A 12,122-nucleotide genomic window follows, 5' to 3' on the forward strand; every position below is an offset into this window, starting at 1 on the left:
CTTGATTTGCCAAGCAAAGTCTGCTTGGGAAGATGCCTGAATCGAAACGAGTTCAAAGCGTTTGAGGAAAAGGCTGGAGTTTCATGCAGGGTAAGTTGAATGAAATTGACATTCGTAGCATTCTGCAACTCATTGAGTTGGGGCAGCGCACAGGCGAGCTTTTTGTCGAAGCCTACCCGTCGCAGCCAAGTGGCATGGGCAACCCCGGCGTGATTTATGTGCAAGATGTGCGAACCTCGAAAGCGCTAGCAGAACAATACTGGTTTGTTTTCTTTTTGAATGGGCAGATTGTGTATGCAGCCGATCGTGCCACCAACCTGTCTCGCCTGTCAGATTATTTGCGGCGTTATCGGGCAGAAGCAACGCTCAGCCATCTGGTGGTGCCGTCGATCGCGACAACCAATGCTCCAGAGTATGGCTACTTATGGGCTCTGCTTGAGAACCACACCCTCACACCAGCCCAAGGTCGCAGCATTATTCAGAGCATGGTGCATGAAACGCTGTTTGACCTGCTGAGCCTGCATCAAGGGTCCTTTATTTTTGAGCTTGGTCCAGCGCTGTCACCACAGTTGACCACCCTGGAGGTGACGCCATTGCTAGCCAAAACAATGACACAGGTGCAGGAATGGAAGCAGTTTCATCCCCATATCCAGTCACCCGATCAGTGCCCCGCGATCGCGGATCTCACCACACTGCAAGAAACGCTCTCAAAACGCACATTGGCGGCCTTAGATCGCTATGCAGATGGCAAGACTTCGATTCGCCAGATTGCACGTTATTTAAACCGAGATAGTTTAACGGTGGCAAGGGCAATCTATCCTTATGTACAGAAAGGTATGATTCAGCTTGTCTACAGTACGGCTCAGGAAAGCGCCCAAGAAAAGGAAAACGGCAGCGGTTTCAAACCCTTTCGATCCAAAGAGTTTGGACTTCATCAAGAAGCCAGGAAGTTACGCGTTGTTTGTATTGACGATGGCGTGAGCGTTCGTGAGACGGTAGAACACATTTTGCAGCAGCACGGCTATGAAGCAACCGCGATCGGTAACCCTTTGAAAGCACTCAGCCTTGTCTTCCAACTCAAACCTGATCTCATCCTCTGTGATATTGCGATGCCCGAACTAGATGGGTACGAAATCTGCGCCATGCTGCGGAAGTCAACGGCCTTTCGCCAACTCCCGATCGTCATGCTGACCGGCAAAGATGGCTTTATCGATCGCGTAAAAGCAAAAATGGTTGGCGCCACCGACTATTTGACTAAACCATTTGGTGAAAGTGAGCTTTTAATGTTAGTTGAAAAATACATCGGTATCGGCAACCAGCACAGCGATCGACCAAGCAAAACACGAGCGAATATAAATGGCGACGGGTTAGAAATAGATGCAAATGACGCTAACTCGACATCATCCGCATCCATTTAGCGCGAGATCGAGGATACTTTATGGATTACACAGTTTTAGAGTGACATTAGATGAGTAGCGTTGGGTCTTCCCGTTAACGTTTTGGTCGGCAAGCAGGGAAAAGAAGATGAGTACAGTTCTAGTCGTGGAAGATAGCGTGACCCAACGAGAGATGATTACCGATCTCTTAAAGGGCAGTGGCCTAAGTGTGACGGTGGCGGGGGATGGCGTTGAGGCCTTAGAGCAAATTCAAGGACACCGACCTGATCTTGTCGTGCTGGATATCGTCATGCCGCGCATGAATGGCTACGAAGTCTGCCGTCGACTCAAAGCCGATCCCAAGACTCAGGATGTGCCAGTGGTCATGTGTTCGTCCAAGGGAGAAGAGTTCGATCGCTATTGGGGCATGAAACAAGGAGCCGATGCCTACATCGCCAAACCGTTTCAGCCAACCGAATTAGTGGGCACAGTGAAGCAATTGTTGCGGGGTTGAGGCAAACGGCTTATGGTTGGTAATCCAGACTTTTTAACGGGTAGAGGGCAGGATCAGGCTCCCGAATTTCAGGAGTTAGAGAGCCCTGAGGGCGAGTTGCACTTGCGGTTCTACATCACGTCAGGACATGAATTTGCACTGCCTGCAACCGGCATTCGGGAAGTGTTGTCACCGTCGCCCGATCGGATTACGCCCGTGCCCAATGTTTCGCCACTGCTTTTGGGTACGCTTAACGTACGAGGGCGCGTCGTTTGGGTAGCAGATCTCGGTCAATTTCTCGGTGATCCAACACCATTGAACACAGATAAACCAGAAGTTCAAGTCATCGCGGTAGAAGACCAAGACATTATGCTAGGTTTAGCGGTCGATCGCATCGTTGGTATGGATTGGTTGGATATTGAGGAGGTACAGATGTCAACCAACGTTCCCGATAGTGTCGCGCCGTTTCTGCGCGGTGAGTGGGTTTTAGATGCTCAGGCGAACAAGTTTTTGCGGTTGCTCGATCAAATCGCTATTTTGCGGTCAGCACGTTGGGCAGCCTAGGAGAGAAATCGACGTGAAAAAACTGAGAACTAGCAGTAAAACTGAGGAACGAGTCACGCGGATTGAGTTTGGTGTCGGCAGCAGCCGTTCCGTACATCACAATCCCTCCGCTATGCCTAGGCTACAGCACTCAATACGCAACTGGGAGGAGGCAAATGGCATCAGGCACTGAATACGCACAGGAATACCAGCAAGCTCAAAAAGCCTACGTGCAGGGCAACTATCAAGAGGCTGCCGAAATCGTCGATCGCCTCGTCAAAGAATTTCCTGAAGACCCCAGCGCGTCTCTGCTGCGTGGTCACGTTTACTGCTACGGGCTACAGCAGTTCGCGATCGCCAGAGACCAATACCAGTCAGTCCTGGGGCTCACAGCCGATCAAGAGTTTATCAATTATGCCAACGATGGCTTAGCTTACATCAACAGCCAATCTGACAGCGGCAATAACGAGGCAGACAATTTTGATGCGGCGATCGCGTCGGATGCGTATGCCCCAGCCGAGCCTGACTATGCAGCCGCGAACAATTGGCAAAACGGTGATTCGCTGGGGCTGGATGACGAGTTTGACAATGCCTTTGGTGCCGACGACCTTGATTTTGACCCAAATTTAGACCCAAATTTCAGTCCGTCAGCCAATGCCTATGGGCAGAACTTTGCGGCTCCTCCAGACCAAGAGCCTTTCTCCAACCCGTTTGCCAACAGCACCTACCTACAAGAAGAATCCGATCAGCTAGACGACCTTGATATCCCCTCTGATCCATTCTCGGTTGATGCTGCAGGGCTACAGTCTCCCCCGGATGAATCCTTCTTCCAACCGTCAGCCGAAGCGCCGCTTGACAGGAGCGACACACCAAGTCAGTTTGACTACGGTGCTCCGGACTATGGCATAGGGGCGTCCCCTGATGATCAGTTCGCATCCGCTTTAGATGATTTCGATGACGCTTTTGCGCCATTGGACTTCCCAGAGGAAGCCCCGATCGATCCGCCACCCTACCTTGGAGAAAGCGATAGCCTGATGGGCGATCGTACGACCGAATTACCGAGCCAAACCCGCACTCCTCCTCCCCGTCTCAGCGAAGATGAAACACTCTTCATGGGTAGTACCGGGGCGTACGAGGACGATCAAACTTTTGGGCCTGCCAGTGGGTTTACGCAAGAGCCAGTAGACACTGCCTACGGCGATCGCACCACTAGCCCAGCAGGCGGCATCGGGCAGACGAGTGCCGACTTTCTGGATGAGTTTGACGAATTTGACGATCTCGGTAACCTTGCCGATTTTGATCTATCCGATAATTCTGCGGGCTTTACAAGTCCTGCTGTTGGGACAGGCTTTGACTTGCCCGGTGGCGCAGCGTTAGCGGGCGGGACAGCGCTAGCGGGTGGAGCAGCGCTAGCGAGTGGAGCGACCAGTCGTGATTTTGACTCCATGGACTTCAGTAATGGTGGGAGCCACTCTACTATTTCAGATGATGAAGTTTTTAGTATCTCCAGCACCTCTGACCAGGTGCCGACCTTTACCCAAAATGACCAGCAAACGCTTGAACCCACCTCTAGCGTTGAGCAAGGAGCACTAGCGTTCCTAGAGAATGCCCCCATTGAGCGCAAGCAGTTTTACACCGCGATTACAGCTGGGATCTTCTCTGCTGTAGCAGTTGCAGTCGTCAACCTCATCTCTACCAGCACTCTTCCTGGTACCTCTGCCAACGCCACGGCACAGGAAAAAGAACTCTCCAGTGCCGTGATCTCGCGGCTGCAAAGCACTGGCTGGGCCATGGCTCTAGTGGGCGGTTTGTCTGGCGGTATGGCCGCGTTTGCTGTGGGGCAATTTACCGCTAAGAAAATCAGACAGTCTACCGATGACTTGCAAGCCCAGTTCAACTCGGTTTCTCAAGGCAACTTAAATGCTCGCGCCACGGTTTATACCGAGGATGAGTTTGGTCATCTGTCAACCGGTTTCAACCAGATGGCGCGAGTCATTTTGACAACCACGAGCGAAGCGCAGCGCAAAGCCGAAGAGCAAGAGCAAGCGAAGGAAGATCTACAGCGGCAGGTAATTCGTCTGCTCGACGATGTGGAGGGCGCAGCGCGTGGCGACTTGACCGTGCAGGCAGAAGTTACTGCCGACGTACTGGGAGCTGTAGCTGACTCGTTCAACCTGACAATTCAAAACCTGCGTGAAATTGTGCAACAGGTGAAGGTGGCCGCGCGACAAGTAAGCAAAGGCTCCACTGACAATGAAATGTTTGCTCGCAGTTTGTCGTCTGATGCGCTCCGGCAGGCAGAAGAACTTGCCGTCACGCTGAACTCAGTACAGGTAATGACTGACTCGATTCAACGGGTGGCAGAAAGCGCTCGTGAAGCAGAGGAAGTGGCACGATCGGCATCGGCAACCGCCCTCAAAGGTGGTGAAGCGGTAGAACGAACAGTGGCAGGTATTCTCGAAATTCGTGAAACGGTAGCTGAGACAACCCGCAAGGTGAAGCGACTAGCAGAATCGTCTCAAGAGATTTCTAAAATTGTGGCGTTGATTTCTCAAATTGCCTCCCGTACAAACTTGCTGGCACTCAACGCTAGTATTGAGGCAGCACGGGCAGGGGAAGCGGGTCGTGGGTTTGCGATTGTGGCTGACGAAGTGCGACAGCTGGCTGACCGAGCTGCCAAAGCGTCAAAAGAAATCGAACAAATTGTGTTGCAAATTCAGGGTGAAACGGGTTCCGTCATGACGGCCATGGAAGAAGGGACGCAGCAGGTGATTGAGGGCACGCGCTTGGCTGAGCAGGCGAAGCGATCGCTCGAAGATATCATTCAAGTGTCCAATCGGATTGATGTGCTGGTGCGATCGATTACAGCGGATACGGTTGAACAGACCGAAACCTCCCGTGCCGTAGCACAGGTGATGCAATCTGTTGAGTTGACTGCCCAAGAAACCTCTCAAGAGGCACAGCGAGTGTCCGGTTCGCTGCAAAACCTGGTAGGTGTTGCCCGCGACTTGCTCACTTCTGTGGAACGGTTCCGAGTCGAAACCATTGAGCGCAAATAGCCGTATATCAGGAGAGCTTTGCTGCGGGTGTCAATTTTAGGTGTATCAGGTACAGTAGAGCAATCCAGAACGGTGTCATCCTCTCAAGCGAGAGGTATCAACATTTTCTCGCTACTGGCACTTGAGTCTGGAGCTTGCAACGTCAAAGCGCGTCTGCTGCTACTGAAAATTCCTTCTCAACATCCCTAAGCGATCGATTTCACAGCGACTGACCCGTCTCGGTAGCAATCATACTTTCCAAAGGAATGGGACACTGCCATGCAGCCTGAACAGCAACAGCGAATCATGGGCTACTTCATTGAGGAGGCAAAAGACCACCTCAACACGATCGAGCAAGGATTGCTCAATCTACAGAGCACCATTGAAGACCAGGAAATGGTCAACGAACTGTTTCGGGCAGCCCACTCCGTCAAAGGTGGTGCAGCGATGCTGGGCTTGAATAGCATTCAGCAAGTTTCCCATCGGCTAGAAGACTACTTCAAAATACTCAAAGAGTCGCCAATCAAGGTTGACCAAAAGCTTGAAAGCCTCTTCCTGCAAGTCTTTGATGCGTTACAAGAACTGGTAGGGCAGCTACAAGGGCCGTTTGGCTTGACGGATGAAACGGCTAATGCAACGGTGGCTGGCGTCGAACACGTTTTTGAAGAGCTAGAAACCCATCTGACTGTCCTAGCAAGTAACGTCATCCCCACGCCAGCTGTCCAGACCGATCAACCGATCGCGGCCAGCGCTCCGGTCGGATCATCGCCAGCTCAACAGGACAGCGCGTTCATTCTACTCTTTCAAAACGATATTCCGTTGCGACTGCGCGAGATGCTGCAATTATTTAAGCAGCCAGAGGTGGACGCGGCTAACCGTCAACAGCTTCAAGATCTGTGTCACCATCTGATCAGCATCGGCGAACAGTTTGATTTGTCAGGCTGGTGCCAACTCGTCGAAATGGCAAGAGCGGCGATCGCGCATCCCAACAATGCGTATCGAACACTGGCACCCATCATCATTAGAGATATCAAGCAGGCTCAGGAACTAGTTCTCTCTGGTCGTGCCTCTGACATCGTGCCTTGCGCTCAACTGCAAGCGCTACAGCCGATTTCCTTGGTTTCAGACGACATTGCCGCTCTACTGGCAGGCACAGAAGATGCTGATTGGCTCACAGAACCCCAACCAGCAACGACTGCTGATGCCTTGTTTGCAGAGCTAGATGAACCCGAACCTGAAATCGTTTTGAACGATAGTTTTGACACAGCGCCTACGACAGAGGCTCCGATCGATCAGCATGGGCCTGAAGTCGGGATGGCAGAATTGAACAGCCTTGCTGACTTGTTTGAGGGTGAGGTGCCCGATCTGGGTTCGACGTGGCAAGAGGAGGAAATCATTACAGATGCGTCAGCCACGCTTGCCGTCAGCTCAGACGCCTCTACTTCTGATGATGCGGCCGATTTTTCCGATCTCCTCTTTGATGAAGCAGAGATTGGCCAGGAGGCAGCATCAACCTCTTCCCAGGATGCGCTCACCGATCTTTTCAGCGATGATGCACTGCCATCAGATCTCTTAGCGGTCGAGAGCGATAGCGCCTTCTCAGACACCAGCAATGACCCGCATGACCTGAACGATCTCTTTGCAGGGTCCGATGCTACTGACTTGACTGCCTCCACGGATGCTGGGAGCGGGCATGAGCCGGGCGTTGACTTTGATGATGTCTTTAACGCCTTGAACTTGGATGCTGAAACCAGCTCTGACACTGATGGGCTTGATTTTGAGCCAGCGTCTACATCTGGTTCGCCCCTGGATGATTTGGGTGATCTCTTCGCCGACATGGACGGGGAGCAAGACCTCACGTTCTCCGCGCCCCAAAGCGATCCGGCTGCGCCTGTAGACCTCAAGTTGGACGAACTGGATAATCCTTTCGTCAATGCACCAGACGATCAGAGCCTGACGACGCCCACTGCCCCTAGTGAGGCTGTAGCCGCTATCGTAGACCCTTGGGAAGAGGTCAATCCAATCCCGCTGCCGGAACAGCCTACGCCATCACTCATGGATGATGCGATCGTTCCATCCTCAGTGCAGCAAGCTGATGCAGGTAGTTTTGACGATGATCTTTTTGGCGATGATCATGACAGCACCGATGCGATCGAAGAATTGTCTGATCAGGACGATCTCGACTTCACTAGCCTGCTGGAATCAACAACGGCTGAGTCATCGACTCCCTCATTCTCAGACCCATTGGTAGAAGAACTGATGGATGATGGGCTTGACCCATCGTTCGCTTCACTGCTAGCAGACGATGCTGCCAAATCGCTTCGAGCAGAGGCTGACTTTGAGGCAGTCGATCAACCACTCTCCTCTGATGAAGTGCTTCGCAATGATCCTGTCACAGTCTTTTCAACCGATCTTCCTGATCCATGGGCAGGTTTAGAAGCGCCCCAACAGCAAGCTGCGGCTTGGGGCACTCCCAAAGCAGATGAGCTAAGCCTTGATCTTGACGATCTTGATTTCGCTCAGACCGAGATGGCATCCACAACCGCTGCCTTAACCGATGAGTTAGACATTGATTTCAACGACTTAGCTACTGATAATGCTCTGGATACCAATCTACTGGATGTTTCAGATTCCTGGTTGACGTCAGATCGCTCCAAGCCGTCAACTGATCCAGTACGCTTTCTGGAAGCCCCGTTCGCTGAAGAAGCAGACGCGGACACCCAGACTGACTCGCTGAACGATGCGTTCGAGGATCTGCCTGACTTTAATTCCTTAGGTTTCGATGCTTCGTCAGAGTCGTTACCTGATGCCTTTGATGATTTGACCGGCGCACAGACGGGCAGCGCAGCTGAAGCGTTCGATACGGATGCCTTTGACTCGTTCTTTGACGAACCAAACCATGACGATGGAGGGTTGGAACTGCCAGAGGACTTACTCACGATTGGTGTTTCCCCAAACGCGCCTTCAGACGGTACGGCAGCCACACTCAGCGATGATTTACTGGGTCTTGGCGATTTGGATCGTCTGGATGACCTGGACTCGATCGCGACCTCAGACGAAGACTTAGATCTAAGTGCGCTCTCGTTTATCTCAAACGAATTCGCTAGCGTGACAGATAACGAAGCAACTGACGAGCAGTTAGCTACTACGGCTGACGACCTCTTTGCCTCAACCGACATCGAAACAGCAGCCAATCTAAGTGCCCCCACAAACGTTGCTGCTGATGAAGCAAGCGTTAACGACGATCCACTTGGGTTGGATAACGTGGGCAGCATCGATCTAGACGGTTTCGATCTGGGCTATAGCGACACATCGCCAACCGCCGCAAGTGAAGATAGCCTGGACTTTGGCGACGAGTTGTTTGGTTTACAGACGACCGAGGATAGCCTCGACTTTAGCGATGATCGACTCACGTTCGATGACGATCGCAATGATCACAACGGGATCGCCGCAGAAACCAGCAGTAATAATGACTTTTCGCTAGAGTTTGAGAGTTCTGATTTCGATGCTTTAGGGTTTGACTCACCATCTGCAGAAGCGGCGACTACAGACTCAGGCGCGTTTGAGGATTTCGATTGGGGCACAAGCAGCGCCGAAAATGCAACCAGCGATAGTTTGCTCGATCTCGACGACTTACTGGATGATTCGCCCTCTACAGCATCAACAAATACGTTTGAAACGTTTGACCAATTCCTTGATGAAGGACAGCAATCAGATGACATAGAAGCGTCTTCTGCCTTAGACAATGCTGCGTTCGACAATTTGTTGGATGACGAAGCCAATGCTTTTGGCGATCTGACCAGTCTGAATTCAGAGTCTACAGCCGATGACGATTTTTCTGGTTTAGAAGCGTTTCTGGATCAAGAGACCTCAGACGCCGATGCTTTGAGTGGTTTGGATGACATGCTGAATGAAGCATCTGATGCAGAGGCATCTGCATTAGGCCTTGGGGCGCTCGGGGCAGCGGCAGGGGGCATGCTGGCGTTTGGTGCCACTGGCTCATCGCCATTGGGTGACTTTTCCGACCTTGAATCACTTTTGCAGGGCGAATCGCTCGAGACAGACAGCGTCTCCGCGCCTCTGTCTGATGCTGCGTCAGTACGCGTCTCTGAGTTTGATGATCTGGATGATTTATTGAAGGATGCTGAAGAAAAAATGGGCGGTTCGCCCACAGTGAAGCTTGCCCGTAGTAGCGTTTCGGCACAGAATCGCCGTCCGACCCGGCCAGGGAGAGTCTTCAGTGAACAGACGATGCGGGTGCCGGTCAAGCATCTGGATAACCTGAGCAATCTGGTTGGGGAACTAGTGGTCAACCGGAACAGCCTTGAGGAAGACCAGGAACGCCTACGTCAGTCCCTCGATAATTTGCTCTACCAGGTGCAGCAACTGAGCGACGTGGGGCAGCGGATGCAGGATTTGTATGAACGATCGCTCCTGGAAAGCTCTCTACTTGCCAGTCGTCAGAGTCATCGGGGTGTCTTCGCTGCGCCAAACCCATCGGCACGTGAAAGTGGCGTGTTTGCTCAAACGGCAAATGCGACTGGCATTGAATATGATCCCCTGGAAATGGATCGCTTTACAGGTTTCCATAGTCTCTCGCAGGAAATGATTGAGCTGATCGTGCGAGTGCGTGAATCGGCGTCTGACATTGAATTCATCGTGGATGAAACGGATCAGGTGACCCGGATGTTCCGCCAGGTAACGACTCAGCTACAGGAAGGTCTGACCCGATCGCGCATGGTGCCGTTTGCCCAAACTGCCGATCGTCTGCCGCGTGCGGTACGTGACATTGCCATGAAGGTAGGCAAGCAAGCCGAACTGAGTGTGGAAGGTCGCGAGACGCTGATCGATAAGATGATTCTGGAGCAGCTCTACGACCCGATGACCCATTTGGTGAATAATGCCATTACGCACGGCATTGAGTCGCCAGAGGTGCGTCGTGCTGCAGGCAAGCCACCCGCTGGACGCATTACCATTCGTGCCTTCCATCAAGGGAATCAAACTATTATCTCAGTGTCTGACGATGGCGCAGGTATTGATATCGAGCGCGTTAAAGCGAAAGCGATCGAGAAGGGATTGATTACGTCAACCGACGCCAAAACGATGACACGTCTGGATGTCTATGACTTGCTTTTCCATGCTGGGTTCAGCACCAAGGATCAGGCGGATGACTTTTCAGGGCGGGGCGTTGGCATGGATGTGGTGCGTACTAGCCTGAGCGAGATTCGGGGTGCAATTAACACAGATTCCACTTACGGCAAGGGCACAACCTTTACGATTCGCCTGCCGCTGACGCTAAGTATCTCAAAAGCGCTGTGCTGCATCAGTGATCGCGCCCGCATTGCCTTCCCGATGGATGGGGTAGAGGACATGCTGGATGTTCCCAAAGAACGGATTCAAACCAACGCTGAAGGGCAAGCCTGCATCCCCTGGCGTGACTCACTGCTGCCATTACGTCCGCTGAATGAACTGTTGGCTTACAGCCGTCACCTCGGCCGAGGCAACGTTTACGGCGGCAACCAGGAAGACGATATTGTGTCGATCGTCGTTCTACGCAGTGCTGGAAACTTCCTCGCGCTCCAGGTTGATCAGGTATTGGGCGAACAGGAGATTGTGATCAAGCAACTGGAAGGTCCGATTCCCAAACCCGTTGGAGTGGCAGGGGCAACCGTACTGGGGGATGGTCGCATCATGCCGATCGCCGACGTGCTGGAACTGATCGATCTCTCAATGGGTCGCATCCGCAAGGATGTAGGCGGCTCGCTGTGGGAGCAGGGTGGCGTCAGCATGATTCAGGAAGCGCCGATCGCCAAAACGGAGCCAACCGTACTCATTGTGGACGACTCCATTACAGTACGCGAGCTGCTATCGATGACCTTTAACAAGGTTGGCTACCGAGTGGAGCAAGCGAGAGATGGTCAGGAAGCCTGGGAGAAACTTCGCGCTGGGCTACCCTGCGACATCGTGTTCTGCGACATCGAAATGCCTCGCATGGACGGGTTAGAACTGCTCTCACGCATTCAAAAAGATCCCAACCTCAGCCATCTACCGATCGCGATGCTGACCTCGCGCGGTGCTGATCGTCACCGTCAAATGGCAGTCTCTCTTGGAGCCAGCGGCTACTTCACGAAGCCCTATCTAGAAGAAGCCCTTCTCGATGCCGCTCAACGGATGCTGAAGGGCGAAGTCCTAATATCCAGCAGCAACGCTTAGGGAGAAGAGTTGCTGCAGTATCCCGAATTTCTTGAGCGTGTTCTTAGAATGTAGTCAGACGCTGTCGTCTTATGTCCACTACAGAATAGCTAATGCTTAATCATCTTCGGTGGTTTGTGATCGCCCCTCAACCCCTTTCAGAGGCGATCGTTGCCTACGCGCTGACCCGTGACTTTTACCGGGAAGTGGAGCATCGCGAAGACTTTGAGCGGCATTGTGATTGGTACCATCGCACAGCAGAAGCAAATCAAGCGGAGTTGCAACGAATGCAAGGAGATATCAATCTGTTTGGTTGGTTTAATCGGCGACGCTGACTGCCTGTAGGGACGTTGCATGGAACGTCCCTTGTGTGTAAGCGCAGCTTTCAGCAAAAATGATGCAGGAACCGTCAGATTGAGTGAACGCTGGAACGTCCCTGAGGCAAACTAAGCCTGGTCGTAGATGAGACACTCTTGCCTG

6 protein-coding genes are annotated in these 12,122 nt (G+C 52.5%); all 6 read left to right on the top strand.

Translation table 11 applies throughout. The features are described from left to right. Positions 1–83: 83 nt before the first annotated feature. The 6 genes from C7B82_RS22400 (at position 84) to C7B82_RS22425 (ending at position 11,977) form a co-directional block, all read left to right on the top strand. The gene (locus tag C7B82_RS22400) at positions 84–1,418 is read left to right on the top strand and encodes a DUF4388 domain-containing protein (RefSeq protein ID WP_106258742.1); all 1,335 of its coding nucleotides are present in this window, start codon (positions 84–86) and stop codon (positions 1,416–1,418) included. A 106-nt stretch (positions 1,419–1,524) separates the two neighbouring features. Beyond that, positions 1,525–1,890 (top strand): response regulator transcription factor, encoded by a 366-nt coding sequence (locus C7B82_RS22405; protein ID WP_106258744.1) that lies wholly within the window; start codon positions 1,525–1,527, stop codon positions 1,888–1,890. A 12-nt stretch (positions 1,891–1,902) separates the two neighbouring features. Continuing rightward, the gene (locus C7B82_RS22410; protein WP_106258746.1) at positions 1,903–2,433 is read left to right on the top strand and encodes a chemotaxis protein CheW; all 531 of its coding nucleotides are present in this window, start codon (positions 1,903–1,905) and stop codon (positions 2,431–2,433) included. A 155-nt stretch (positions 2,434–2,588) separates the two neighbouring features. Beyond that, positions 2,589–5,471: a methyl-accepting chemotaxis protein gene (locus C7B82_RS22415; RefSeq protein ID WP_106258747.1), complete on the top strand. Its 2,883-nt coding sequence runs from the start codon at positions 2,589–2,591 to the stop codon at positions 5,469–5,471. A 258-nt stretch (positions 5,472–5,729) separates the two neighbouring features. After that, a complete protein-coding gene (locus C7B82_RS22420) occupies positions 5,730–11,663 on the top strand; it encodes a hybrid sensor histidine kinase/response regulator (protein WP_106258749.1) in 5,934 nt (1,977 codons plus the stop codon). Positions 11,664–11,755: 92 nt separating this feature from the next. Next, on the top strand, positions 11,756–11,977 hold the full coding sequence (locus tag C7B82_RS22425) for a hypothetical protein (RefSeq protein WP_106258750.1): 222 nt from the start codon (positions 11,756–11,758) through the stop codon (positions 11,975–11,977). The last annotated feature ends 145 nt before the right edge of the window (positions 11,978–12,122 follow it).

Source organism: Stenomitos frigidus ULC18 (assembly GCF_003003795.1).
Lineage (GTDB): Bacteria > Cyanobacteriota > Cyanobacteriia > Leptolyngbyales > Leptolyngbyaceae > Stenomitos > Stenomitos frigidus_A.